This window comes from Streptomyces sp. CB03238, assembly GCF_002099185.1.
Lineage (GTDB): Bacteria > Actinomycetota > Actinomycetes > Streptomycetales > Streptomycetaceae > Streptomyces.
On record NZ_NBCN01000010.1, the window covers coordinates 399,842 to 426,247 of the forward strand.

Annotated in this window: 20 protein-coding genes and 2 pseudogenes; 11 read left to right on the forward strand and 11 right to left on the reverse strand. The window is 72.6% G+C overall.

The window, feature by feature from the left end:
- Positions 1–91: 91 nt before the first annotated feature.
- The 5 genes from BKD26_RS20935 to BKD26_RS20955 form a co-directional block, all read right to left on the reverse strand.
- A complete protein-coding gene (locus BKD26_RS20935) occupies positions 92–1,054 on the reverse strand; it encodes a CoA ester lyase (RefSeq protein ID WP_084900327.1) in 963 nt (320 codons plus the stop codon).
- A complete protein-coding gene (locus BKD26_RS20940; protein ID WP_084900329.1) occupies positions 1,051–3,063 on the reverse strand; it encodes a protein meaA in 2,013 nt (670 codons plus the stop codon). The genes BKD26_RS20935 and BKD26_RS20940 overlap by 4 nt, the downstream gene beginning before the upstream one ends.
- On the reverse strand, positions 3,063–4,400 hold the full coding sequence (ccrA, locus tag BKD26_RS20945; RefSeq protein WP_084900332.1) for a crotonyl-CoA carboxylase/reductase: 1,338 nt from the start codon (positions 4,398–4,400) through the stop codon (positions 3,063–3,065). Before ccrA ends, BKD26_RS20940 begins: the two co-directional genes overlap by 1 nt.
- Before the next feature lie 452 nt (positions 4,401–4,852).
- A complete protein-coding gene (locus BKD26_RS20950; RefSeq protein WP_179166628.1) occupies positions 4,853–5,671 on the reverse strand; it encodes a TetR family transcriptional regulator in 819 nt (272 codons plus the stop codon).
- Positions 5,672–5,774: 103 nt separating this feature from the next.
- Complete coding sequence (locus BKD26_RS20955; RefSeq protein WP_084900337.1) at positions 5,775–7,559, reverse strand: 3-hydroxyacyl-CoA dehydrogenase; 1,785 nt, start codon at positions 7,557–7,559, stop codon at positions 5,775–5,777.
- Between the two features lie 656 nt (positions 7,560–8,215).
- On the opposite strand from BKD26_RS20955, the gene BKD26_RS20960 reads away from it, so the two are divergent.
- On the forward strand, positions 8,216–8,827 hold the full coding sequence (locus BKD26_RS20960) for an adenylosuccinate lyase (RefSeq protein WP_084900466.1): 612 nt from the start codon (positions 8,216–8,218) through the stop codon (positions 8,825–8,827).
- Here BKD26_RS20960 and BKD26_RS20965 read toward each other — a convergent pair.
- The 4 genes from BKD26_RS20965 to BKD26_RS20980 form a co-directional block, all read right to left on the reverse strand.
- A complete protein-coding gene (locus tag BKD26_RS20965; RefSeq protein ID WP_084900339.1) occupies positions 8,790–9,317 on the reverse strand; it encodes a GNAT family N-acetyltransferase in 528 nt (175 codons plus the stop codon). The two genes, BKD26_RS20960 and BKD26_RS20965, sit on opposite strands and share 38 nt — an antisense overlap.
- Positions 9,314–9,727 carry a RidA family protein gene (locus tag BKD26_RS20970; protein ID WP_084900341.1) on the reverse strand — a complete coding sequence of 138 codons (414 nt, stop codon included), beginning with the start codon at positions 9,725–9,727 and terminating at the stop codon, positions 9,314–9,316. Before BKD26_RS20970 ends, BKD26_RS20965 begins: the two co-directional genes overlap by 4 nt.
- Positions 9,728–9,765: 38 nt before the next feature.
- Entirely contained in the window at positions 9,766–11,361 is a 1,596-nt protein-coding gene (locus BKD26_RS20975) for an alpha/beta hydrolase (protein ID WP_084900344.1), read from the reverse strand.
- Between the two features lie 109 nt (positions 11,362–11,470).
- Complete coding sequence (locus tag BKD26_RS20980; RefSeq protein ID WP_084900347.1) at positions 11,471–12,526, reverse strand: Rv2578c family radical SAM protein; 1,056 nt, start codon at positions 12,524–12,526, stop codon at positions 11,471–11,473.
- 144 nt (positions 12,527–12,670) lie between these two features.
- On the opposite strand from BKD26_RS20980, the gene BKD26_RS20985 reads away from it, so the two are divergent.
- From BKD26_RS20985 to BKD26_RS21000, 4 genes and pseudogenes are all read left to right on the forward strand, one after another.
- Positions 12,671–13,114 carry an SRPBCC family protein gene (locus BKD26_RS20985; RefSeq protein ID WP_084900350.1) on the forward strand — a complete coding sequence of 148 codons (444 nt, stop codon included), beginning with the start codon at positions 12,671–12,673 and terminating at the stop codon, positions 13,112–13,114.
- 475 nt (positions 13,115–13,589) lie between these two features.
- Positions 13,590–16,043: an MFS transporter gene (locus BKD26_RS20990; protein WP_241518761.1), complete on the forward strand. Its 2,454-nt coding sequence runs from the start codon at positions 13,590–13,592 to the stop codon at positions 16,041–16,043.
- A 102-nt stretch (positions 16,044–16,145) separates the two neighbouring features.
- Positions 16,146–17,615 (forward strand): annotated as a pseudogene (locus tag BKD26_RS20995) (PP2C family protein-serine/threonine phosphatase); the annotation flags it as partial.
- A 32-nt stretch (positions 17,616–17,647) separates the two neighbouring features.
- Positions 17,648–17,803: pseudogene (locus BKD26_RS21000) on the forward strand (SAM-dependent methyltransferase); the annotation flags it as partial.
- A gap of 25 nt (positions 17,804–17,828) precedes the next feature.
- Here BKD26_RS21000 and BKD26_RS21005 read toward each other — a convergent pair.
- Entirely contained in the window at positions 17,829–18,389 is a 561-nt protein-coding gene (locus BKD26_RS21005) for a hemerythrin domain-containing protein (RefSeq protein ID WP_084900361.1), read from the reverse strand.
- A 205-nt stretch (positions 18,390–18,594) separates the two neighbouring features.
- Here BKD26_RS21005 and BKD26_RS21010 point away from each other — a divergent pair, with 205 nt between their 5' ends.
- Positions 18,595–19,131: a hypothetical protein gene (locus BKD26_RS21010; RefSeq protein WP_084900364.1), complete on the forward strand. Its 537-nt coding sequence runs from the start codon at positions 18,595–18,597 to the stop codon at positions 19,129–19,131.
- Between the two features lie 63 nt (positions 19,132–19,194).
- A complete protein-coding gene (locus BKD26_RS21015; protein ID WP_084900367.1) occupies positions 19,195–20,316 on the forward strand; it encodes a glutamate--cysteine ligase in 1,122 nt (373 codons plus the stop codon).
- A 53-nt stretch (positions 20,317–20,369) separates the two neighbouring features.
- Here BKD26_RS21015 and BKD26_RS21020 read toward each other — a convergent pair whose 3' ends face one another.
- Positions 20,370–21,113, reverse strand: coding sequence for a 2OG-Fe dioxygenase family protein (locus tag BKD26_RS21020; protein ID WP_084900370.1), 744 nt, complete (start codon positions 21,111–21,113; stop codon positions 20,370–20,372).
- Positions 21,114–21,244: 131 nt separating this feature from the next.
- On the opposite strand from BKD26_RS21020, the gene BKD26_RS21025 reads away from it, so the two are divergent.
- The 4 genes from BKD26_RS21025 to BKD26_RS21040 are packed head-to-tail and all read left to right on the forward strand — an operon-like array spanning position 21,245 to position 26,365.
- The gene (locus BKD26_RS21025) at positions 21,245–22,078 is read left to right on the forward strand and encodes a M55 family metallopeptidase (protein ID WP_084900372.1); all 834 of its coding nucleotides are present in this window, start codon (positions 21,245–21,247) and stop codon (positions 22,076–22,078) included.
- Complete coding sequence (locus BKD26_RS21030; RefSeq protein ID WP_084900375.1) at positions 22,071–23,411, forward strand: M20/M25/M40 family metallo-hydrolase; 1,341 nt, start codon at positions 22,071–22,073, stop codon at positions 23,409–23,411. The genes BKD26_RS21025 and BKD26_RS21030 overlap by 8 nt, the downstream gene beginning before the upstream one ends.
- Positions 23,412–23,426: 15 nt before the next feature.
- Complete coding sequence (locus BKD26_RS21035; protein WP_084900378.1) at positions 23,427–25,439, forward strand: prolyl oligopeptidase family serine peptidase; 2,013 nt, start codon at positions 23,427–23,429, stop codon at positions 25,437–25,439.
- Positions 25,436–26,365, forward strand: coding sequence for an LD-carboxypeptidase (locus tag BKD26_RS21040; protein ID WP_084900381.1), 930 nt, complete (start codon positions 25,436–25,438; stop codon positions 26,363–26,365). The genes BKD26_RS21035 and BKD26_RS21040 overlap by 4 nt, the downstream gene beginning before the upstream one ends.
- Positions 26,366–26,406: the final 41 nt, after the last annotated feature.

Below are 26,406 nucleotides of genomic sequence, written 5' to 3' on the forward strand. Positions count from 1 at the left end.
TGCGTCGGGTGGAGCGTGACGGGGAGCGGCCGGTGGGCCGGTCCCGCCCCGGCGCGCCGGGGACGGAGCGGCCCGTCCGGTTCTGCCGCCGTCAGGCGGAGGGGGCTTCGAACTTCGAGGTACGGGTCATACCGGCGGCGCGGCCCTTGCCGGAGATGACGAGCGCCATCTTGCGGCTGGCCTCGTCGATCATTTCGTCGCCGAGCATCGCCGAGCCCTTCTTGCCGCCCGCCTCGGACGTGTAGTACTCGTACGCGTCCAGGATCAGCTCGGCGTGGTCGAAGTCCTCCTGGGAGGGCGAGAACACCTCGTTGGCCGCGTCGACCTGACCCGGGTGCAGCACCCACTTGCCGTCGAAGCCGAGGGCCGCGGCGCGGCCGGCCACCGCGCGGAAGCCGTCCACGTTCTTGATCTGCAGGTACGGACCGTCGATCGCCTGGAGGTCGTTGGCGCGGGCCGCCATCAGGATCTTCATCAGGATGTAGTGGTACGCGTCGGCCGGGTAGCCGGGCGGCTGCTCGCCGACGACCAGCGACTTCATGTTGATGGACGCCATGAAGTCGGCCGGGCCGAAGATGATCGTCTCGACGCGCGGCGAGGCCTGGGCGATCGCGTTGACGTTGTTGAGGCCCTGGGCGTTCTCGATCTGCGCCTCGATGCCGATCCGGCCGACCTCGAAGCCCATCGTCTTCTCGATCTGGGTCAGCAGCAGGTCCAGCGCCACGACCTGCTCGGCCGTCTGCACCTTCGGCAGCATGATGCAGTCCAGGTTCGGGCCCGCGCCCTCGACGACGGTGACGACGTCGCGGTATGTCCACTCCGTGGTCCAGTCGTTGACCCGCACGACCCTGGTCTTGCCCGTCCAGTCGCCCTCGTTGAGGAACTTGACGATGGTGTGCCGCGCCTCCGGCTTGGCCAGCGGCGCGCACGCGTCCTCCAGGTCCAGGAAGACCTGGTCGGCGGGGAGCCCCTGGGCCTTCTCCAGGAAGCGCGGGTTGGAACCGGGAACCGCCAGGCAGGAGCGGCGCGGGCGGAGACGGTTGACGGTCGTCATGCGGGGACCTCCAGGGGGTCGAGCTTGTTCGCGGTACGGATCTCGTCGACGATACGGCCGATGATCTCCGTGATACCGAAGTCCTTCGGTGTGAAGACGGCGGCCACACCCGCCCGCTTCAGTTCGGCGGCGTCGGCGCTCGGGATGATCCCGCCGACGATGACCGGAATGTCGGTGGCACCCGCGTCGCGCAGCCGGGCCAGCACGTCCGGCACCAGCTCGGCGTGCGACCCGGACAGGATGGACAGGCCCACGCAGTGGACGTCCTCCGCGAGCGCGGCGTTCACGATCTGCTCGGGGGTCAGCCGGATGCCCTGGTAGACCACCTCGAAACCGGCGTCACGCGCGCGTACCGCGATCTGCTCGGCGCCGTTGGAGTGCCCGTCCAGGCCCGGCTTGCCCACCAGCAGCCGCAGCCGCCCGGCGCCCAGCTCGTCGGCCGTCCGCGCCACCGTCTCGCGTACGGCGGCCAGCGGGGTGCCCTCCTCGGCGGCGATCGCGACCGGCGCGGACGACACACCCGTCGGCGCGCGGAACTCGCCGAACACGTCCCGCAGCGCCCACGACCACTCGCCGGTGGTGACACCCGCGCGGGCGCACTCCAGGGTGGCCTCGAACAGGTTCGCGTCCCCGGCCGCAGTCGCCTTCAGGCGGGCCAGGGCCTCCTGGGCCCGGCTCTCGTCGCGGTTGTCGCGCCACTCGTGGAGCTTCGCCACCACCCGCGCCTCGTTGGCCGGGTCCACCGTCATGATGGCGGTGTCCAGGTCCGCGGTGAGCGGGTTCGGCTCGGTCGTCTCGTAGATGTTGACGCCGACGATCTTCTCCTCGCCGGACTCGATCCTGGCCCGCCGCTCGGCGTGCGAGGACACCAGCTGCGACTTGAGGTAGCCGGACTCGACGGCGGCCATCGCGCCGCCCATCTCCTGGATCCGGTCGATCTCGGTCAGGCACTCCTCGACCAGGGCGTCCACCTTGGCCTCGATGACGTGCGAGCCGGCGAAGATGTCCTCGTACTCCAGCAGATCGCTCTCGTGCGCCAGCACCTGCTGGATGCGGAGGCTCCACTGCTGGTCCCAGGGGCGGGGGAGGCCCAGGGCCTCGTTCCAGGCCGGGAGCTGGACGGCACGCGCGCGTGCGTCCTTCGACAGCGTCACGGCGAGCATCTCCAGGACGATGCGCTGGACGTTGTTCTCCGGCTGCGCCTCGGTCAGGCCGAGCGAGTTGACCTGCACGCCGTAGCGGAAGCGGCGGTGCTTGGGGTCCTCGATCCCGTACCGCTCACGCGTGATCTTGTCCCAGATGCGGCCGAAGGCGCGCATCTTGCACATCTCCTCGATGAAGCGGACGCCCGCGTTCACGAAGAAGGAGATACGCGCGACCACATCACCCTTGCGCTCCTCCGGGACCTGACCGGAGGCGAACACCGCGTCGAGGACGGCGGTCGCCGTCGACATGGCGTACGAGATCTCCTGGACGGGCGTGGCGCCCGCCTCCTGGAGGTGGTAGCTGCAGATGTTGATCGGGTTCCACTTGGGGATGTGGTTCACCGTGTAGGTGATCATGTCGGTGGTCAGCCGCAGCGACGGACCGGGCGGGAAGACGTGCGTCCCGCGCGACAGGTACTCCTTGACGATGTCGTTCTGCGTCGTCCCCTGGAGCTTGGTGATGTCCGCGCCCTGCTCCTCCGCGACCACCTGGTACATCGCCAGCAGCCACATGGCGGTGGCGTTGATGGTCATGGAGGTGTTCATCTGCTCCAGGGGGATGTCCTGGAACAGCCGGCGCATGTCACCGAGGTGCGAGACCGGGACCCCGACCCGGCCCACCTCGCCGCGGGCGAGGATGTGGTCGGGGTCGTAGCCGGTCTGCGTGGGCAGGTCGAAGGCGACCGACAGACCGGTCTGGCCCTTGGCGAGGTTGCGCCGGTACAGCTCGTTGGACGCCTCGGCGGTCGAGTGACCGGCGTACGTCCGCATGAGCCAGGGGCGGTCCTTCTTCCGTTCCGGCATCAGATGTTCCGGAAGCGGTTGATGGCGTCGATGTGCTTGTCCCGCATCTCCTGGTTCTTCACGCCCATGCCCTCCTCGGGCGCCAGGCACAGGACGCCGACCTTGCCCTGGTGGAGGTTGCGGTGGACGTCGTACGCGGCCTGGCCGGTGTCCTCCAGCGCGTACGTCTTCGACAGCGTCGGGTGGATCTTGCCCTTGGCGATCAGGCGGTTGGCCTCCCACGCCTCGCGGTAGTTCGCGAAGTGCGAGCCGATGATCCGCTTCAGCGACATCCACAGGTAGCGGTTGTCGTACTCGTGCATGTAGCCCGAGGTCGAGGCGCAGGTGGTGATCGTGCCGCCCTTGCGGGTGACGTACACGGACGCGCCGAAGGTCTCGCGGCCGGGGTGCTCGAAGACGATGTCGATGTCCTCGCCGCCGGTGAACTCACGGATGCGCTTGCCGAAGCGCTTCCATTCCTTGGGGTCCTGGGTGCGCTCGTCCTTCCAGAACTTGTAGCCCTCGGCGCTGCGGTCGATGATCGCCTCGGCGCCCATCGCGCGGCAGATGTCCGCCTTCTGCTCGCTGGAGACGACACAGATCGGGTTGGCGCCACCGGCCAGGGCGAACTGGGTGGCGTACGAGCCGAGGCCGCCGCTCGCGCCCCAGATCAGGACGTTGTCGCCCTGCTTCATGCCGGCGCCGTTGCGGGAGACGAGCTGGCGGTACGCGGTGGAGTTCACCAGGCCCGGCGCCGCCGCCTCCTCCCAGCTGAGGTGGTCGGGCTTCGGCATCAGCTGGTTGGACTTGACGAGCGCGATCTCGGCCAGGCCGCCGAAGTTGGTCTCGAAGCCCCAGATGCGCTGCTCGGGGTCGAGCATCGTGTCGTTGTGGCCGTCGGACGACTCCAGCTCGACGGACAGGCAGTGCGCGACGACCTCGTCACCGGGGCGCCAGGCGTTCACGCCCGGGCCGGTGCGCAGGACCACGCCCGCCAGGTCGGAGCCGATGATGTGGTACGGCAGGTCGTGGCGCTTGGTGAGCTCGGAGAGCTTGCCGTACCGCTCCAGGAAGCTGAAGGTCGAGACCGGCTCGAAGATCGACGTCCACACGGAGTTGTAGTTGACCGAGGAGGCCATCACGGCCACCAGTGCCTCGCCGGGGCCCAGTTCGGGCAGCGGCACATTGTCGACGTGCAGCGACTTGCGCGGGTCCTTCTCGCGGGTGGTGAGACCGGCGAACATCTCGGTCTCGTCCTTGTGCACGGTCACCGCGCGGTAGGACTCGGGGAGGGGCAGAGCGGCGAAGTCCGCGGACGTGGTGTCCGGCGACTGAATCGCGTCCAGGATTTCCTTCACGGTGTTGCCTCCGGCGAAGATCGTCTTGAGCAGACGTTTGAGGGGAACGTCGGGGAAGTGCTGCTGCTGTGGAGGTGTGCCGTCGGTTCGGCCGGGTGGTGCTTGGCGGCGCGGGGTGGTGCGCGAAGTTGCCTGTGACGCAGGCGTCCGGGCGCGCGAGGCGCGATGGCCTTGCGGGGACAGCCGGCGTACGAGATGTCTCTGCACGCCGGCCGCCCGGACAACATCAACGTATGACACCGTGTGCCAGGCCGCAAGGCACTGAGTGCCAACAATTTCTCTCAGATGCAATCCGCCGTTCACAGATGAGCGATGATCGATCGAACCGGGTGGTGGAGCGGCACGAAAAAGCCCGCCGAGCCCGACGGGGAGCCGTCGAGCAGGGCGGGCGTGGCCGCGAGGCCTCAGCGGGTCGCGGGTCAGCGGGTCAGCGGGTCAGCGGGTCTTGAGGGTCAGCGGGTCTTGAGGGTCCGCTCGATGGTGCGCATGATCTCGTCCAGCGGCGCGTCCGTGCGGGCCACTGTCACCAGCACGTCGCCGGTGGTGCTCGCCGTCGCGGCGGGGGGCTTGGTGGGGGTCGTCGCGCCGGCGGCGCGCCCCGCGCCTATGCCCGTGCCGAAGGTGTCCCGGACGATGGCGAAGGCGTGGTCCAGCTGGGCCTCCACGTCTCCCTGGCCGCCCGCCCGCAGCCACCGGCGCAGTACGTGGTTGTGCGCCGTGACGACCGCGGAGGCGGCCACCTCGGCCAGCAGCGGGTCGTCGTTGCCATCGTGGTGGTCGCGCTCGTCGAAGTGGCCCAGCAGGTAGCGGGTGAACAGCCGCTCGTAGCGGGCCACCGAGGCGATCTCGCGCTCCCGGAGGGTGGGCACCTCGCGGGTGAGGCGGTAGCGCTCGACCGACACGGCGGGAGACGCCGCGTACATCTTCATGACTTCCTTGATGCCACGGCAGACCGTGTCGAGCGGGTGCTCGTGCGCGGGGGCGGCGTTCAGGACCGCCTCCGCCCGCACCAGGGTGTCGTCGTGGTCGGGGAAGATCGCCTCTTCCTTGGAGCGGAAGTGGCGGAAGAAGGTGCGCCGGGCGACCCCGGCCGCGGCGGCGATCTCGTCGACCGTCGTCGCTTCGTACCCCTTCGTGGCAAACAGTTCCATGGCCGCGGCCGCCAGCTCGCGGCGCATTTTGAGCCGCTGGGCGGCGGCGCGGCTGCCCGCGGCACTCTCGGGGGCGTCGGGCGTGGCGGTGGCACGGGGTGACTTGGCGGGCTGGGACATGACCTGAACGTACTGCATTTGTGCAGGAGACCGCGCCTGTGGGGCCGACCGGGAGGCCGGGCCGCCCGCACCGTCGAGCAGCCCGCCCCACTCCCCGTAAGGCTCAGCGCCGGGCATATTCGCGGAAGCCGCGCCCCGTCTTGCGGCCGAGGCAGCCCGCCGCCACCAGGTGCTCCAGGAGGGGCGCCGGAGCCAGGCCCGGGTCGCGGAACTCGCGGTGCAGGACCCGCTCGATGGCGAGCGAGACGTCCAGCCCGACCACGTCGAGGAGCTCGAAGGGGCCCATGGGGTAGCCGCCGCCGAGCTTCATCGCGGCGTCGATGTCGTCGAGCGAGGCGTAGTGCTGCTCGACCATCTTGATCGCGTTGTTCAGGTACGGGAAGAGCAGCGCGTTCACGATGAAACCGGCGCGGTCGCCGCAGTCCACCGGGTGCTTGCGGATCTTCGCGGTGACCTCGCGGACGGTGGCGTGGACATCGTCGCCGGTCAGGACCGTACGCACGACCTCGACGAGCTTCATGGCCGGGGCCGGGTTGAAGAAGTGCATCCCGATCACGTCCTGCGGGCGCGAGGTGGCGCGGGCGCAGGCGACGACGGGGAGGGAGGAGGTCGTGGTGGCCAGCACCGCGCCCGGCTTGCAGACCTTGTCCAGGGTCGCGAACAGCTGCTGCTTGATCTCCAGGTCCTCGGCGACCGCCTCCACCGCCAGGTCGACCTCGGCGAAGGCGTCGAGGGAACCGGCGGGCGTGATGCGGGCCAGCGTCTCGTCGCGCGCCTCGGCGGTCATGCGCCCCTTGTCGACGGAGCGGGCGAGGGACTTCGTGATCCGGCCCTTGGCCGTCTCGGCCTTCTCCAGCGAGCGGGCGGCGAGGACGACGTCGTACCCGGCCTTGGCGAAGACCTCCGCGATACCGCTCGCCATGGTGCCGGAGCCGGCGACGCCGACGGAGCGGACCTCGCGGACCGCCGCCCCCGTCCCGGCCGTCTCCAGCGGGGTCAGCGCGTCACGCACCACGACACCGCTGCCCGCCGCCTCGTACGTGTAGAAGCCGCGCCCCGACTTGCGGCCGGTCAGGCCCGCCTCGCTGAGCTGCTTCAGGATGGGCGCCGGGGCGTGCAGCCGGTCGCGGGACTCGGCGTACATGGCGTCCAGGACGGTACGGGCGGTGTCGATGCCGATCAGGTCGAGCAGAGCCAGCGGGCCCATCGGCAGGCCGCAGCCCAGCTTCATCGCGGCGTCGATGTCCTCGCGGGAGGCGTACTTGGCCTCGTACATCGCGGCCGCCTGGTTCAGGTAGCCGAAGAGCAGGCCGTCCGCGACGAAACCGGGCCGGTCGCCGACCGCGACAGGCTCCTTGCCGAGCTGGTGGGCGAGGTCGGTGACGGCGGCGACGGCCTGCGGGGCGGTCAGCACCGAGGAGACCACCTCGACCAGCTTCATCGCCGGGGCCGGGTTGAAGAAGTGCAGGCCCAGCACGCGCTCGGGGTGCGCGGAGTCCGCGGCGAGCCGGGTCACGGACAGGGCGTTCGTGCCGGTGGCGATGATCGCGTCGGGGCGGACGACGGAGTCCAGCGCCCGGAAGACCTGCTGCTTGGCCTCGTACGACTCGGGCACGACCTCGATGACGAGGTCGGCGTCGGCGGCGGCCTGGATGTCGGAGAAGGTACGGAAGCGGGCGAGGATGTCGCGCCGCTCCTCCTCGGTGATCCGCTCACGCGCCACGGAGCGGGCGGTGGCGGCCTCCAGGGTGGCGATCGCGCGGCCGGCGGCGGCCTCGCTGATGTCGATGCCGACGACCTCGCGGCCGGCCCGGGCCAGGACCTCGGCGATACCGGCGCCCATGGTGCCGAGACCGACGACGGCAATGGTGGCGAGAGGGGTGTCCATCACGGGACTCCAGGGATGAGTGACGACTGATGAGGGGCGCGCGCGGGGGTACGACCGGGAGGTGGCGTACGCGGGTGCGAGCGGATCGTGCGCAGGCGTGCTGCGCAGCCGTGCTGTCGCGGTGAGGAGAAACGACGGACTCTGTCCCGGAGCCACGTCGTACAAGGTGCCGAACCGACAAGGCACTCGCGGCGGCTGCGTCACCAGGCCGCCGTGAGGGTGCGGGTGTAGCCCGCTCACTTGAGATTAACCGGCGAGTAACGAGCGCGCCAGTCCTGGGAAGTGGCCGGAACATGTGATCTGGATCGCTGCCGGACGGGATACTGACGGCCATGGACGCCACGGACGGTGCGGAGGCCCGGGACAGTTCCTACGGCTCGGGCGCCATGGGCGGTGCGGGCGGTGCGGGCGGTGCCGGCTGTGTGGGAGGTGTCAGCGCCTCGGGCGGTGCGGGCGGTGCCGGGGGTGCGGACGGCCGGCACGGTGCCGATGATGTGGGCGGCTCGGGCGGTGCTGGGGGTGCGGAAGGCTCGGACGCCATGGACGGTACGGAGGAGGCGGACGGCCCGGACGGCGCCGCCGGTGCGGGAGGCCGGCACGGTGCCGACGGTGTGGGCGGCTCGGACGGCCAGGACGATGCGGGCGGCTCGGATGTCATGGACGGTACTGACGAGGAGTTCAGGTCGCTCGCGCACCGGCTGCGCGACGAGGCCGGCGGATCGGCCGCGTACGAACGGCTGATCACCGTCCGGGACCCGGACGAGCTCGCCGCCGTCCTCACCCGGCCCGGGCAGCCGCTGTGGGCCCGGGAGATCGCCGCGTTCCGGCTGGGCCTCGCCGGTGACCGGCGCGCCTTCGAGGCCCTGGTTCTGCTCCTCAACCACCGCGACCCGGCGCGCTGCGTCTCCGCCGCGTACGCCCTCGCCCGGCTGGGCGACCCGCGCACCCCGAAGGCGGCGGCCGCGCTCGCCACCAACGAGCTGCGCGTCGCCTACGCCCTGCTGCCGGTCCGGCTGCTCGCCCAGCTGCGCGCTCCGGAGTCCGTACCGGCGCTGATCACCGTCCTGGAGCGCCGCCTGCCGGTCGGCGACCCGCACTGGCGGGTGGGTGTCGCCTGCGCGGAAGGGCTCGGCGCCCTCGGCGACCCCCGCGCCCGCCCGGTGCTCGAAGCCGCCCGCGCCCACCCCCGCCTCGCCGCGGCCGCCGCGGCGGCCTTGAGACGCCTGGGGCTCAGGCCGGCAGACGGCGGGCGTAACGGACCTCCGTGACCGTCGTGCCCGCCACGTGCCAGGGTTCCTCCGCCCCGTCGGGCGCGAAGCCGGCCTTCTCGTAGAAGCGCCGTGCGCGGGCGTTGTCCCTCAGCACCCACAACCGCATCGCCGCGTACCCTTCGCCGGCCGCGCGGGTCGTCGCCTCGTCCATGAGGGCGCGCCCCACGCCCGTCGAGAGCTGGTCCGGCCGCGCGTACAGCGCGTACAGCTCGGCCTCACCGGTCGGGGCCCGGCCGTCCCGGTACGGGCCGTAGCACGCCCAGCCGACCACCGAACCGGCGCGCTCCGCCACCAGGTTGACGGTGCGGGTGCTGTCCTGGGCGAAGTGCGTGCGGCGGGTTTCGGCGTCCGCCTCGACGGTCATCGCCGCCAGGTACCACGTCGGTATCAGCCCCTCGTACGTCGTCTGCCAGCCGCGCACCCGGACCTCGGCGACGGCCTCGCAGTCGTCCACCACCATGTCCCGCACCCGGACGACGTCCGTCATGGCCGGGGCCCCTCCGGAAGGACCGCGAACGCCTCGATCTCCACGAGCAGTTCGGGCCGGAACAGCGCCGACACCTGGACCGCCGAGCTCGCCGGCGGACGTGCTGTGTCGATCAACTCGTCCCGGGCGGCCCGCACCGCAGGCAGGTGGGCCACGTCCGTGACGAAATACGTCAGCTTCACCACGTCGTCGAAACCGGCGCCCGCCGCGGCCAGGCACCGCCGCAGGTTCTCGAAGACCTGGCGGGCCTGGGCGCCCGCGTCACCCTCGCCCACCACCCGGCCGTCCGCGTCGAAGGCGCACTGGCCGGATATCGCGATGAACCGGCCGCTGCCCCAGACGACATGGCTGTAACCGGAACCGGGGGCGACCCCCGCAGGGGCGTGCACGTGGGTGAGGTGGTTGCTCATGCGCCTCATCCTCGCGCACGCCACTGACAATCAGCCCGTCACCTCGGAGCGGGCAGCCCGTGACCCAGCACCCCGTGCAGCGCGGTGCCGCCGGTCCGGCCCGCGGGCCCCGTGCCCCGTACCGGCTTCGCCGGCTGCGGATCGGGCACCGCCGCGCAGACCGCGTCCGCCACCCCCGCCCCGCCGCTCCGCGGCACCACGCCCGTCTCCAGGTAGCGCACCAGGTGCCGGTCCAGGCAGGCGTTGCCGGCCAACGTGATCGCGTGGTTCCCGCCGCCCCGCTCGACGACCAGGCTGGAGCCGCGCAGCTGTTCGTGGACGGCCACACCGCCCTCGTACGGCGTGGCCGCGTCCTCCGTCGCCTGGAACAGCAGCACCGGCGGCAGGGCGGCGTTCGCCAGGTCCGGCGCCGTCATGGACGGGGCCGGCCAGAAGGCGCAGGGCGCGTTGTACCAGGCGTTGTTCCAGGTGTTGAAGGGGGCTTTGCCGTACACGTCCCAGTTGTCCCGGTGCCAGACGCCCCAGTCCTTCGGCCAGTCGGCGTCACGGCACTGCACGGCCGCGTAGACGGAGTAGCTGTTGTCGTCGTCGGCGTCGGAGGTCGCCAGGGTCCTGTGGGCCGCGACGAGCGGGTCCGGGTCGTTGTCGTTCACGTACGCCGAGAAGGCCTCGGCGAGCGTGGGCCAGAAGCCGTTGAAGTACCCGCCCGGCAGGAACGTGTCCTCCAGTTCGGCCGGGCCCACCTTCCGGCCCGCCGGCTTCTTCCTCAGCGCCTCCCGCATCGCGTACCAGCGCGCCTCGACCTTCGCCGGGTCGGTGCCCAGCCGGTAGGTCCTGTGGTGCTTGGCCACCCACCCCATGAACGCCTTGTGGCGGGCGTCGAACGCCACGTCCTGCGCCAGGTTGAGGCGGTACCAGACCCTGTGCGGGTCGACCACCGAGTCCAGGACCGCCCGCCGCACCCGCTGCGGGAACAGCTTGGCGTAGACGGCGCCGAGGTACGTCCCGTACGAGTACCCGAAGTAGTTGATCTTCTCCGCGCCGAGCGCCTGCCGGACGACATCGAGGTCGCGGGCCGCGTCCACCGTGCTCATGTGCCTCAGCAGGTCGCCGTACTTGTCGCCGCACGCCTTGGCGAACGACGCCGCGCGGGCCAGGTTCACCCGCTCGTCGCGCTGGTCGCGCGGCACGGAGTCCTGCCGTACGGGCGTGAAGTAGCCCGGCTTGCAGTCGAGCGCCGGCCGGCTCGCGCCCACGCCCCGCGGGTCGAAGCCGATGACGTCGTACTGCGCCGCCACCTTCGACGGCAGGGACGCCGCCACGAATCCGGCCATCGAGCGCCCACTGGCGCCCGGGCCGCCCGGATTGACGAGCAGCGGGCCCTGGAAGGTCTTCGCGGTGTGCGCGACCCGGGAGAGCGCGAGCGTGATCCGCTCACCGTCCGGATCGGCGTGGTCCAGCGGCACCCGTACCGTCGCGCACTGGAGCCTGGGGTACTGCTTGGTGGCGCACCCCTTCCATACGAGAGGGCCTGCCGGCTCCCTGAGGGAGGGTTCCGCCGCCGACGGTACGGCGGTGACCGCGCCCGCCATCAGCGCCCCGGCGGCGATCAGCACTCCTGCACGTCTCTGCATACGGCCTCCCGAGCGAGCGGAACGAGGGCTTGCGAGGACCTTGCGGCCCTCGGCGGATCGTCCCCGCATTCCGGCCCGGGCGGGCATGCCGTGATCAGACTTGACCCGATCAGAGGAGGGTGAGCTGTGTGGGACCCGGCCCCGACGGCTGCCGCTCCGACGGCTGCCGCTCCGGCGGTACGGGCGGTGGCGTGGCGATCCGCCGGGGCGTGCCGCGCCGCGCGGGGCCTATGCCGAACTCGTCCGCCAGCTCGTGCACCTGACGGGTGATCCGGCGCTGGTACCACTTCGGGGCGTAGGCGCCGTCCGCGTACAGCCGCTCGTAGCGCCGCACCAGGTGCGGATGGTGCCGGTTCAGCCACGCCATGAACCACTCGCGCGCCCCGGGCCGCAGATGGAGCACGAGCGGGGTCACCGACGTCGCCCCGGAGGCCGCGATCGCGCGGACGGTGGCGCGCAACTCGTCGGGGTGGTCGCCGAGGAAGGGGATCACCGGCGCCATCAGCACCCCGCAGCCGATGCCGTGGTCCGTCAGCGTCCGTACGACGTCGAGGCGGCGCTCCGGGGCCGGGGTGCCGGGCTCGACGGTCCGCCACAGCTCGCGGTCGGTGAAGCCGACGGAGACGGAGATGCCGACGTCGGTCACCTCGGCCGCCTGGAGCAGCAGGTCCAGGTCGCGGAGGATCAGCGTCCCCTTGGTGAGGATGGAGAACGGGTTCGCGTGGTCGCGCAGCGCGGAGATGATGCCGGGCATCAGCTGGTAGCGGCCCTCGGCTCGCTGGTAGCAGTCCACGTTCGTGCCCATGGCGATGTGCGCGCCCTGCCAGCGCGGTGAGGCGAGCTGCCTGCGCAGCAGCTCCGGGGCATTGATCTTCACCACGATCTGGGAGTCGAAGCCCAGGCCCGTGTCGAGGTCCAGGTAGCTGTGCGTCTTGCGGGCGAAGCAGTACACGCACGCGTGCGTGCAGCCCCGGTACGGGTTGACGGTCCACTCGAACGGCATACGGGAGGCGCCGGGCACCCGGTTCACGATCGAACGGGCCCGCACCTCGTGGAACGTGATGCCCCGGAACTCGGGGGTGTCGAACGTACGCGTGGTCACGGCGTCCGTACCGAACAGCACGGTGTCCCCGGTCGGGTTCTCGCTCAGGTTGTCCCAGCGCATGGACGCCTCCTCGGTAGCACAGGCCCACACAATAGAACACTTGTTCCCATGATCGCCTCTGCCGGGCCTCCCCGGATTTGGGCGGCCACCCCGCAGGTGGTTGGCTTGTGCCTCCCCTTAGGAACGAGTGCTGGAGGACATGGCATGGCGCAGGTCGAGGCCACGACGGAGCGGGTCATCGCGGCGGACGCGGAGACGGTGTTCGACGCGCTGGCCGACTACAAGGAGACCCGCGAGAAGCTGCTGCCCGAGCACTTCAGCGAGTACGAGGTGCGCGAGGGCGGCGACGGCGAGGGCACCCTCGTCCGCTGGAAGCTCCAGGCCACCAGCAAGCGCGTCCGTGACTGCCTGCTGGAGGTCACCGAGCCGACCGACGGGCAGCTCGTCGAGAAGGACCGCAACTCCTCCATGGTCACCACCTGGACGGTCACCCCGGCCGGCGAGGGCCGGTCGAGGGTCGTCGTCACGACCGTGTGGAACGGTGCCGGCGGCATCGGCGGGTTCTTCGAGAAGACCTTCGCCCCCAAGGGCCTCGGCCGCATCTACGACCAGGTGCTCGCCAAGCTCGCCGCCGAGGTCGAGAAGTAGCGCGGAACGGTCACCGGTTCGGGTGGTCTTCCCGTCGGCTCCCCGGCGCGCGTGCACGGCCGGGGGCGCGGGGGGCCACCGGAAACCGCCTGATGAGCGCCGGGGTGCTCCGCGTGCCGGGCGCCCGGCCGTGCTGGTGACCCCGTAATGCCCGCTTGCTCCCCCTCGGCGCGCAATGCGAAGAATGGCGCGCCGCGTAGGCGCGACTGAGGGGAGCAGCTTCGTGGGTGGGAGCACGCTGGCGAACGACGACCACACACCGCCTGCCCGCGGCCGATCCGGCCCGGCGGCCTGGCAAGGCACGTCGGCCGGCCCGCAGGCGGCCCTGGGGCCGGACCCGCAGGCGGGTCCAGGGCGGGGCTCGCGGGCAGTTCCAGGAGCGGCTCCACAGGCCGCCCCAGGACCCGGCCCGCAAGCCGTCCCGGGACGGGGCCCCGAGACCGTTCCCTGGGAGAGGGGTGCAGCGGCGGCCTTCCTGCCGGCCGCCCAAGGCGTCGCACAGCAGGCGGCCGCGCCGGGAGCCCCCGATCCGGCCGCTCCCGCGCCGGATGCCCCCAGGCCGTCCGTCCCGGAGGCCGCCGACGGGGCGGACGGCGAACCGTCCCTCCCCGTGGCCGCCGCCACGCTCGGCCCCGCCCGAGTGCGCGTCGTGTTCTCCGGGCTCGTCCTCACGCTGCTGCTCGCCGTGCTGCAGCAGCTGGTCGCGGCCACCGCCCTCCCCGCGATCAGCGGCGGCCTCCAGGGGCCGGACCCCGCGCCCGGCCGGGCGACCTGGGTGGTCACCGCCTACCTCCTGGGGGCCGTCGTCACCCTGCCCGTGTACGGCAAGCTCGGCGACCTCTACGGGCGCAAGGGGATCTTCCAGGCCGCCCTCGTGGTCTTCGTCGTCGGCTCGGCGCTGGCCGGCTGGTCGCGCACCATGGACCAGCTCATCGCCTTCCGCGCCCTCCAGGGTGTCGGCGCCGGAGGCCTGCTGGCCGGTGCCCAGGCCATCACCGCCGACCTCGTCCCCGACCGGCGGCGCGGCCGTTTCCTGGGCCTCATCGGCGCCGCCCTCGCCCTCGCGTCGCTGGCCGGCCCGCTGCTCGGCGGTCTCCTCCCCGAACACGTCTCCTGGCGCTGGTGCTTCTGGGCCGCCGTACCCCTGGGGCTGGTCGCCCTGCTCCTCGTCGGCGCGGCGCTCACCGGGCAGAAGCCCGCCGCCCGGGGCCGCCCCGACGTCCTCGGCGCGCTCCTGCTCGCCGCCGCCTCCACCTTTCTGGTGCTGCTGACCAGTTGGGGCGGTACGGAGTACGCCTGGAACTCCCGCGTCGTCCTGGGGCTCGCCTGCGGCGCGGCCGGAACCATCCTGCTGTTCATCGTCGTGGAGAACTACGCGCCCGAACCGATCGTCCCGCTCCGGCTGTTCCGCGACCCCACCTTCGCGGCCGGCGGCCTCGTCGGCGCCGTCACCGGCGTCGCGCTCTTCGCCGTCGCCGCCTGCCTGCCGCCCTTCTTCCAGCTGGCCGGCGGTGCGGACGCCACCGAAGCCGGTCTGCTGATGCTGCCCATGGCGGGCGGCCTCGCCGTCGCCTGCCTCCTCTCCGGGCACCTCATCAGCCGCACCGGCCGCTACACGGTCCACCCGGTGCTCGGCGGCGCCGTCTCCGTCGTCGGCATGTGGCTGCTGTCCCGCCTGGAGCCCGACACGCCACGCCTGACCCACAGCGTCTGGCAGGCCGTGCTCGGCGTCGGCATGGGACTCGTCCTGCCCGCCCTCGTCCTCGCCGTCCAGAACGCCGCGCCACCGGCCGCCCTCGGCACCGTCACGAGCGCCCACACCCACGTCCGCTGGATCGGCGGCTGCGTCGGCGCCGCCGCCCTAGGCGCCCTCTTCGCCCACCGCCTCGACCACGCCGTCGCCGCGCGCCTGCCCGACGGCGCCGCCGCAGCGGAGCTGCCCGGGCCCTGGGCAGTCACCCCGGGGCTCGTGCGGGCCATGCCGCCCGCTCTGCGTGACGCGTACATCGAGGCGTACGCCGAGGCGGTGCCCAGGACCTTCCTCCACCTGGTGCCGGTCCTCGGCCTCGGCCTGCTCATCGCCTTCTTCCTCAAGGAGAAACCGCTGGTGACCCACAACGCCCCCACCGCCGCCGTGCCCCCGCCCCGCACCGCGCCGGGAGCCGTCCGCTCCGGAGTCCCGGTCTGCGGCACCGTCCAGCACCCTGACGGAACGTGCGTGCCGCGCGCCGCCCTCACCCTCATCGACGTGCACGGACAGCAGGTCGGACGCGGCGCGAGCGGCGAGGACGGGCGGTACGCGCTCAGCGTGCCGGGCACCGGTTCGTACGTGATGATCGCGGCGGCCGGCGGTCACCAGCCCCAGGCCGTCCCCGTCACCGTCGGCGACCGGCCCGTCGAGATCGACGTGGTCCTCGGCGGCGCGGGCCGGCTCGCCGGGACCGTCCACACCGCCGACGGCACGCCCGTACGCGATGCCGCGGTCACCCTCACCGACGTACGCGGCGAGGTCGTCGCGAGCGCCCGCACCGGACGTGACGGGGGCTATGTCCTCACCGCGCTCGTGGCGGGGGAGTACACCCTGGCCGCGAGCGCCCCCGCCTTCCGGCCCGCCGCCCTGCCGGTCAGCGTCCAGGCGGCCCGCGAGACCCGGCAGGACGTCGAACTGGCCGGCGGGGCGGTGCTGCGCGGGACGGTACGGGCGCCCGGCGGGCGGCCCGTGGAGGACGCGCGCGTGACGCTGCTCGACGCGGCGGGCAACGTCGTCGACACGCTCACCACGGGCCCCGACGGCACATTCCGCTTCGTGGACCTCTCGTCCGGCGAGTACACCGTGATCGCGGCCGGATACCCCCCGGTGGCCACCGTGCTCCAGGTGGCGGGCGGCGGACGCACCGAACGGGATCTCCGTCTGGGACACGAGGATTGACGGTGCGTCAGTTCCATGGATGACCGGCGCACAACGGCGCACGGGCCGTACCGTGGGGCACGGCCGCGGGTCCGCGGCGCGCCGGGAAGGAGCCTTCCAGCCATGGACAGTGGCGTTCCGCAGCCGAGGCCCGCAACGGGCCTGACCGGCACGGCGGGCCGGGTTCCGCTTGCCGTGGTCGTCGTGGACGGCGACGGCCTGGTGTCCCACTGGTCGACCGGCGCGCGGAGGCTGTTCGGCCACGCCGAGCAGGCCGCGCTGGGCCGGCCCGCCGCCGAACTGCTCCCCGTCTCCGGCGCGCTGGAGGAGAACCGTCCGTATGGGGCGGACGACCGCCCGGGCCATGCCCTGGACACCTCCCTGGACGCCTCCCTGGGCGGGTTCACCTGCTACCCGGCGGCCGGCCGGGCCCGGCTCTCCGAACCGGGACAGGAGCGCACCGACGTCCTGTGGTGGGCCTATCCGCTGGTCGGCCCCGGCCCCGAACGGCTCCTCGTCCTGGCGGTGGACGCCGCGCAGTTCGGTGGCGACGCCGCCGATCGAGAGCACTTCGAGCGCATCGCGCCCGGCTTCGCCCTGCACACCGACTTCCCCGGCTCGGACGAGCCGGCCCGGCGGCTCCCCGGGGTCCGGCCGCCCATGAGCGTCCGGCAGTCCGCCCGGATCGTCTCCCAGATCCTGGAACTGGGCTACCCCGTCCTCGAGTTCAGCCACCACGACCGCGTACCGGTCACCCCCGACTGGGGCGTGCCCCGCCGCGCGGAACGCTCCCCACGCGCGCGTGGAGCCGGAAAGGCCCACCGGGCGGGAAGCGTGGCCGAGCTGCTCCAGAACGCGATGCTGCCCCAGCTCCCTCCGCGCATGGCGGGCTGCGACACCGCCACGCGCTACCTGCTGGGGCGGGCCGGCGGCGACTGGTACGACTCCGTCGAGCTCCCCGGCTCCCGCACCGCCCTCGTCGTCGGCGACGTCATGGGACACGGCTTGAACGCGGCCGCCATGATGGGCCAGTTGCGGGCGGCCGTACAGACCATGGCCGGGCTCGACCTGCCGCCTGCCCAGCTGCTGCGCACCCTCGACGACCTGGCTCAGCGGCTCGGCGAGCACTACCTGGCGACCTGTCTGTACGTGATCTACGACCCCGTCGCCGGTGAGTTGCTGCTGGCGAACGCCGGCCATGTGCCGCCGGTGATCGTCCGGGCCGAGGACGGGCGCGGCGACCTGCTCGCCCTGCCGACGGGCGCCCCGATCGGCGTCGGAGGGGTGCCGTTCGAGACCGTACGGGTACCGGTCGCGCCCGGCGACCGGCTCGTGATGTGCACCGACGGGCTGGTCGAGGTGCGGGGCGAGGACATCGGCGTGGGCTTTGCCGCGCTCTGCGAGTCGGCCGCCCACCCGGCGGCCTCCATGGACGACGCCTGCGACGCCATCATCCGGGCACTGGGCGCCCGGGGCGGCCGCAGGGACGACGTCGCCCTGCTGATGGCCCGCCTGGGCGGCATCGCCGCCGAGGACGCCGCCCGGTGGGAGCCGGCCCCGGAGCCGCGCGAGGTGGGACGGGCGCGTCGGTTGTGAGTGTGACGGAACCCGGCCCACCGGCCACGGTCGCGGACGGGGAGGTGCCGGAGTACTTCCGTACAGCGGGCCTCGGCGTGCCGGCCTCGGGCGAGATGCCCCCGACGACGACGGAGTACGCCGCCCCGGACGGCACGCGCATCGACCTGCCGTCGATGGGGCTGGTGGCGGGCCGGGGCGCCTGAGCCGGGCGGACCGGGCGGGCGGAGGTCAGGACTTGCCGCGGCCCGTCATCGCGTCGCGGAGGCGGTCGACCATGCCGACACCGGGGGCGAGGAGCTTGTTGGCCGGGGGCTTGTCCGGGGCGGAGGGGTGGGGGCGGGTCGGGGCAGTCCGCTTCGCCTGACGGATTTTGTCCCCGAGCTCGTCGAGCGCCTCGGCGGAGCACGCGTCACGCAGCCGAGGGAACAGGTTGTTCTCCTCGTCCGTGATGTGCGACCGGATCTCCGTCATGAGCCGGTTCATCAGCACGTCGAACTGCGGATCGCCCGCGTCGCACCCCTCCAGCTCCTTCATGATGCGCTCGGCGGCCGCGTGGTCGGCGAGCTCCTTCTCGGCGAGCGCGTCCCCGCCCGGCACGTGCTTGCGTACCGCCGGGTAGAGGTAGGCCTCCTCCGCGACCGAGTGCCGGATCAGCTCCATGGTGACCTGGTCGGCGTACTGCTTGCGCCGGCTGTCGCCGGGCGGCAGTTCCTCGATGGTGCTGAAGAGCTCCTCCACCTCCTCGTGGTCATTGGTCAATTCGGTGACAACGTTTCCGCCGTGTGCCATGCCGTCGCTCCTTCGCGAGGGTATTTCCGGATTTCCCCAATGAAACGCCGCCGTGGCCCCACCCCGCGTATTGCCGCGCGCTCAGCGTGTCGTTCCCGCCCCGCTGCCCCACATTTGCCGCGCGTGAGCTGCGTCATTTCGTCCGCGGAATTCCGGCGGTACGGTTTCCGTTCACCTCACCCCTGTGAATTCGGATGGATCAGCCATGCCCGCAGATTTCTCGCTCTCCCCGCTCATAGCGGCGACCGCGCAGTGGCTGACGCGCGCCTATCCGCCGGGCGGCGGCGCACTGGACCGTGCCCTGGCCGAGACGCAGGCGCGGCAGGCCGTCACCGTCGCGGCGTGGCTGCGCTACCCGACCGCGATGGACGCCGCGCTGGTCGCCGTGGCGGGGCCGGGCGGCTCCGCGCGGCTCGACCGGGTCACGGGCGCGGACTCCGCCGAGAGCCGGGGTGAGGAACGTCAGGCGTGGTGTACGTGGGTCGACGAGGTCGTCGCGAGCTGGGCGGCGTCCCTGCTCAGTACGCCCGGGCTGGCCGCGGCCGCCATGGAGGCCCTCGCCGGGTCCGTGCACATGGGCGGCGCGCCGGTCGAGTTCCGGCGGCTGGTCGACCCGGACGAGCACGACCGCCGGGCCGCCGCGCTCCTGCGCCACCCGGACCTGCTCGCGCCCATAGCCGACCTGCACCGGGAACAGCTCCTCGACCGGCTCGCGACCGGACCGGCGTCCCTCACGGGCTGACCCGGCCGTACGTTCCCCCGCGTTCCCCGCGACAGGGGCGCCCGGACGCGTGATGCTGAAGCGGTGAACGGTTGGGAGAACGACGCGCCCACGCTCGGAGTGGAGGAGGAGTACTTCCTCGTCCACCCCGGAACGCGCGGTGTGGAACCCGCCGGTGCCCGGGTGGTGGGCCGGGCCTCCGCGATGGTCGGCGACCTCGTCTCCGGTGAGTTCACCGCGTACCAGATCGAGGGCAAGACCCCGCCGTGCCCGGGCACCGAGGAGCTGCGCAAGGAACTGCACCGGGTACGGGCGGCAGCCGTGGCGGCCGCCCGGGCGGAGGGCCTGCGCCTGTGCGCGTCCGGTACGCCGGTCCTGGGCGTGTCCCGGAGGGCGGACATCGGCGACCACCCGCGCTACCGGGCCGGGGCCGACCAGTACCGCGCCATGCTCGACGACTTCGCCATCAGCGCCTTCCACGTCCATGTGCACCTGCCCGACCGGGAACTCGCCGTCCTGGTGGGCAACCACCTCCGGCCCTGGCTGCCCCTGCTCGTGGCGATGAGCGCGAACTCGCCGTTCCACGAGGGACACGACACGGGCTACGCCAGCTGGCGCGCGGTCATCAGGGGCCGTTTCCCGTGCCTGGGACCGCCGCCGTACGCCGAATCGCTCGACGACCATGAGCGGCTCGCCACCGCCATGGCCGAGTCGGAGGCGATGCTGGAGCCCGGCATGCCGTTCTGGGACGTCCGCCCGAACCCGCGCCTGCCGACGCTGGAGATCCGCTCCATGGACGTCCTCGCGGAGATCGACGACACGGTGGCCCTGACGGCGCTGATCAGGGCGCTCGTGGTGACGGCGGCGGACCGGGTCGTACGCGGCGACCCGGGCCCGCGCGTGAACAGCGAACTGCTGCGCGCCGCGTACTGGCGCGCCGCCCGGGACGGCTGGCCCGGCAGCGGCGTGGACGCCCTGACCGGGCGGGTCGCGCCCGCGCCGGAGCAGGCGGAGCGGCTGGTGCGGCATGTGCGGCCCGTGCTGGAGGCGTACGGGGACATGGGTGAGGTGTCGGCGTTCCTGCGGCGGCTCGCGGCCCGGGGGACCGGCGCCGAACGGCAACGCGCCTGGGCCCGCGGTGAGGCGGGCCCGGCCGGGGCGGTGGACGCCCTGGTGCGCGCCACCGACCGCGCCGGCGTGCCGTGAGGGCCGGCGTGCCGTGACGTCAGCCCGCCGTGAGGGTCGGCGTGCCCGTGACGTCAGCGCGCCGTGAGCGTGGTCACCAGGACGTCCCGGTGGGCGGGCCTGGTGGCGTCGACGGGGTGGATAGGCGACACGCCGTGCAGGGTGGAGCGGTCGTCGCCCAGGAGCAGCGTCCCGGGCTCGCTGAGCGTGGTGGTCAGCAGTTCCGTGCCGTCCGTGGCGTACACCGTGCTCTCGCCGCCGTCGGCGTTGTCCCTGCCGATGAGCAGTGACGTCACCAGCGTGACCCCGTCGCGGTGCCGGCCTTCCGGGGTGGGCGCGCCCTGGCTGTCTGCCGAGGCGACGACCCGGAACGGGTGGACCTTCACGCTCCACTCGGCCGCGTCGTCCAGGCAGGCCGCCACGTCGCCCAGCATCCTCAGCAGCGGTGTGAGGAGCGGATCGGCCACGAAGGCGTCGGTCAGGGGTTCGAAGTGCCGGTCCACGTCGATGTAGAGCGGGTTGCTGTTCTCCGGCTGCACGAAGGTGCCGTGCGGCCGCAGGGCCAGTTCCCCGGTGCGGGAGAGGGAGAAGTGCCCGTAGCGGCGCAGCCGACGCGTCCCCCGCTCGGCCGCGTACGAGTCCGGCGCCAGGTCCTCCCAGTGGGCGGCGAAGGCGGCCCAGTCGTGCCGGTCCGTCCCGAGGCACTCCGAGACGGCCGCCGGTGCCATCACGTACGCGCCCTTGGACATCAGAGCCTCGTGGGCGGCGGTGACCGGGGCGGGGTGCGCCGCGGTCCTGTCATTGGCCACGTGATCCATGGGTCCATGGTCGGTCGGCGGCCCGGAGTCCGCATCCGGCGTACGACCGACATCGTGCGGTCGGCGACCCCGGGCCGACAGTTATCCACAGACCTGGGCAGGCGCGGCGGGACCGCGTACGGTTTCGAGGCATGAAGATCCTTGTCAGCGCCGACATGGAAGGCGCCACCGGTGTGACCTGGCCTGCCGACGTGCTGCCCGGCACTCCCCAGTGGGAGCGGTGCCGGTCGATGTTCACCTCCGATGTGAACGCGGCCGTGCTGGGCTTCCTCGACGGCGGCGCCGACGAGGTCCTCATCAACGAAGCGCACTGGACCATGCGCAATCTGCTGCTGGAACGGCTCGACGAGCGCGCCGAGATGCTCACCGGCCGGCACAAGCCCCTCACCATGGTGGAAGGCGTCCAGCACGGTGACGTGGACGGCATCGCGTTCGTGGGATACCACACGGGCGCGGGCAGCGAAGGGGTCCTCGCCCACACCTACCTCGCCAACTCCATCACCGGCGTCTGGCTCAACGGCGTACGGGCGAGCGAGGGCATGCTCAACGCCCATGTCGTCGCCGAGTACGGAGTCCCCGTCATCCTCGTCACCGGCGACGACCTGACCTGCGAGGACGCCCTCGCGTACGCCCCGGAGGCCCGCAAGGTCGCCGTCAAGGACCACGTCTCGCGGTACGCGGCGGTGTGCCGTACCCCCACCCGGACGGCCGCCGACATCCGCGCCGCAGCCAAGGACGCGACCGCTCTCGCCGTACGGTACGAACCGGTGCGCGGCGGGCCGTTCACCGTGGAGCTGGAGTTCGACGCGGAGCATCTCGCGGCTGCCGCCACCGTCGTCCCGGGCGTGGCGGTCAGCGGGGAGCGGCGTGTCGCGTACACCAGCGAGACGATGTACGAGGCCATTCGCGCCTTCAAGGCGGTCACCACGATCGTCTCGGCCGCAGTGGAGGAGCAGTATGGCTGACGTGACGACACCGTTCGACACGGACTCGCAGGCGCTCGACGAGGTGGTGACCTTCACCTCCGAGCTGATCCGCATCGACACCACCAACCACGGCAGCGGCGACTGCCGGGAGCGGCCCGCCGCCGAGTACGTGGCCGAACGGCTCGCCGACGCCGGCCTGGAACCGGCGCTGCTGGAACGCACACCCGGCCGTACCAATGTCGTCGCGCGCATCGAGGGCACCGACCCGTCCGCCGACGCGCTGCTCGTCCACGGCCACCTGGACGTCGTCCCGGCCGACCCGGACGACTGGGACGTGCACCCCTTCTCCGGGGAGGTGCGCGACGGGCTGGTGTGGGGCCGGGGCGCCGTCGACATGAAGAACATGGACGCGATGATCCTGGCGGTCGTCCGCGAGTGGGCCCGCCACGGCATCCGGCCACGGCGCGACATCGTCATCGCGTACACCGCCGACGAGGAGGCCAGCGCCGCCGACGGCGCCGCCTACCTGGCACGCCACCACCGGGACCTCTTCGAGGGGTGCACGGAAGGCATCGGGGAGTCCGGCGCCTACACCTTCCACGCAGGGCCCGACCTGGAGATCTACCCCATCGGCGCGGGGGAGCGCGGCACCGCCTGGCTCAAGCTGACCGCCGAGGGCCGGGCGGGCCACGGCTCGAAGGTCAACCGGGAGAACGCGGTCAGCCGCCTGGCCGAGGCCGTCTCCCGGATCGGCCGGCACGAGTGGCCGGTGCGGCTCACCCCGACCGTACGCGCCGCCCTCACCGAACTGGCCGCGCTCCACGGCCTCCAGCCCGACCTCGACGCGGAGGACTTCGACGCCGACGCCCTGCTGGCGAAGCTCGGCCGCGCCGCTGCCCTGGTCGAGCCGACCATCCGCAACAGCTCCAACCCGACCATGCTGCACGCCGGTTACAAGGTCAATGTGATCCCGGGCGTCGCCAGCGCCCATGTCGACGGGCGCGTACTGCCGGGCGGCGACCTGGAGTTCGCCGAGACCATGGACATGCTGACCGGGCCGGACGTCGACTGGGAGTTCCAGCACCAGGAGATCCCGCTCCAGGCGCCCGTCGACTCACCGACGTACGCCAAGCTGCGTGCCGCGCTGGAGCACTTCGAGCCGGACGCGCACGTCGTGCCGTTCTGCATGTCCGGCGGCACCGACGCCAAGCACTTCGCCCGGCTCGGCATCACCGGCTACGGCTTCTCGCCGCTGCGGCTGCCCATCGGCTTCGACTACCAGGCGCTCTTCCACGGCGTCGACGAGCGCGTCCCGGTCGAGGCGCTGCACTTCGGCATCCGCGTCCTCGACCACTATCTGCAGACCGCGTAGGGGGGAAGCCCGGACATGGTACCCACGGGGGCTTACGGAACCTGGCCGTCACCGATCGACGCGCGTCTCGCCGCCGCGCACGACGGGCGTCCCGAATTCGTCGGCGTGGTCGGCGACGAGGTGTGGTGGACCGAGCCGAGGCCCGCCGAGGGCGGCAGACGCGCCCTGGTGCGCCGGCGCCCGGACGGCACCGAGGAACCGGTGCTGCCCGCCCCGTGGAACGTCAGCAGCAGAGTCGTCGAGTACGGCGGACAGTCCTGGGCCGGGGCGGTACGGGAGGAGGGCGGCGGGCCGCTCGTCGTCTTCAGCCACTTCCCCGACCAGCGGCTGTACGCGTACCAGCCGGACGGCGACGGCGACGGCGGTGTGGACGGCGACGGCGGCCGCGAACCGGTGCCGCTCACCCCGGTGTCCGGTGTGGGCGGCGGGCTGCGCTGGGTGGACCCGGTCATCCGCCTGGACCGGGGCGAAGTGTGGTGCGTCCTGGAGGAGTTCACCGGCGAGGGGCCGGGCGACGTGCGGCGCGTCATCGCCGCCGTGCCGCTCGACGGGTCGGCGGCCGATGACCGGGGCGCGGTGCGGGAGCTGACCGACGACCGGCACCGGTTCGTCACCGGGCCACGGCTCTCCCCGGACGGCCGGCGGGCCGCGTGGCTCGCCTGGGACCACCCCCGGATGCCGTGGGACGGCACGACGGTGATGACCGGTGACGTCACGGACGGCGGACCGTTCACCGGGGTGCGGGCGGTCGCCGGGGGCCCGGAGGAGTCGGTCTGCCAGGTCGACTGGGCACCGGAGGGCTCGCTGCTGTTCGTCTCCGACGCGGGCGGCTGGTGGGAGTTGCGGCGGATGAGGGCCGGCGCGGAGGCGGCCGGTCTGTGCACGGGGCGGGCGGAGGAGTTCGGCGGGCCGCTGTGGAAGATCGGGATGAAGTGGTTCCAGCCGCTGGACGACGGGACGATCGCCGTCATCCACGGCAGGGGGGCCACCAGCCTCGGCATACTCGACCCCGAGACCGGCGAGGTGGTCGACGCCCCGGGCCCGTGGACCGAATGGGCCCCCACGCTCGCAGGCCACGGGTCGCGCGTCATCGGCGTGGCGGCCAGCCCGCGCAGCGGCTACGAGGTCGTCGAGCTGGACACCAGCACCGGCCGCACCCGGGTCGTCGGCTCCGCCCACGACGACTCGGTCGACCCGGCGTACTACCCCGAACCGCAGATCCGCACCTTCACCGGGCCGGACAACCGCGAGATCCACGCCCACATCTACCCGCCGCACAACCCCGACCGGATCGCCCCCGACGACGAACTGCCGCCCTATGTGGTGTGGGCGCACGGCGGGCCCACCGGAAACGCCCCGCTCGTCCTGGACCTGGCGATCGCGTACTTCACCTCGCGCGGCATCGGCGTCGCCGAGGTCAACTACGGCGGCTCCACCGGGTACGGGCGGTCCTACCGCGACCGGCTGCGGGAGCAGTGGGGCGTCGTGGACGTCGAGGACTGCGCCGCCGTCGCGGAGGCGCTCGCCGCCGAGGGCACCGCCGACCCGGCCCGCCTCGCGATCCGGGGCGGCAGCGCGGGCGGCTGGACCGCCGCCGCGTCCCTGGCCGTCACCGACGTGTACGCCTGCGGCACGCTGCTCTACCCGGTCCTGGACCTGACCGGGTGGGCGGACGAGACCCACGACTTCGAGTCCCGCTACCTGGAGTCGCTGATCGGGCCGCCCGATGACGTCCCCGGCCGCTACCGGGAGCGGGCGCCGCTGGCCCAGGTCGAACGGATCACCTCGCCGTTCCTGCTGCTCCAGGGGCTCGACGACGTGATCTGTCCGCCCGCGCAGAGCGAACGGTTCCTGGCGGCGATGGCGGGGCGCGGCATTCCGCACGCCTGCATCGCCTTCGAGGGGGAGGGGCACGGCTTCCGGCGGGCCGACTCCGTAACCCGGGCCCTGGAGTCCGAACTGGCGCTGTACGTCCAGGTCTTCGGGATCGCCCGGCTCGACGTGCCGCTGCTGGAGCTGCGGAAGTGACGGCGCCGCTGGAACGCGCCTCACGTCTGCGGCCCGGTGACCGGGTCGCCGTCGTGTCGCCCAGCGGCCCCGTGCCCGAGGACCGCCTTCAGGCCGGGCTGGACATCCTGCGCGGCTGGGGGCTCGACCCCGTGGTGCTGCCGCATGTCCTGGACGTCCACCCGGAGCTGCCGTACCTCGCGGGAGCGGACGAGGACCGTGCCCGTGACCTGACGGAGGCGTGGTGCGACCCGTCCGTCTCGGCGGTGATCTGCGCGCGCGGCGGGTTCGGCTCGCAGCGCATGGTCGACCTGCTCGACTGGACGGCGATCCGGGCCGCCGGGCCCAAGGTGTTCGTCGGCTACAGCGATGTGACGGCGCTGCACGAGGCGTTCGCGGTACGGATGGGGCTGGCCACGCTGCACGGCCCGATGGCCGGGGTGGTCACGTTCCTCAAGGACGCCGCCACCCAGGAGTCGCTGCGGGCCACGCTGTTCGAACCCGAGACGGTCCGTACGCTGGGCCTGGAAGGTGCGGGGCCGATGGTTCCCGGCCGGGCCCGGGGCGTCACCCTGGGCGGCTGCCTGGCCCTCCTCGCCGCCGACCTCGCCACGCCGCACGGCCGGCCGTCCGCGCGACGGGGACTGCTCCTGCTGGAGGACATCGGCGAGGAGGCGTACTGCCTGGACCGCATCCTCACCCAACTCCTCCGCGCCGGATGGCTGGACGGCGTCGCGGGCATCGCGCTCGGCTCCTGGGAGGAGTGCGGACCCTACCCCGAGGTCCGCGCCACGCTCATGGACCGGCTGGCGCCCCTCGGCGTACCGGTCGTCGAACAACTGGGCTTCGGCCACAGCCCCACCAATCTGACGGTGCCCCTCGGTGTCCCGGCGGTCCTGGACGCGGACGCGGGCACGCTCACCCTGGACGAGCCCGCGCTGCGCTGAGAGCGCGTACGGATTCTTCGTTGAATCCGCGTCAAGAAAGC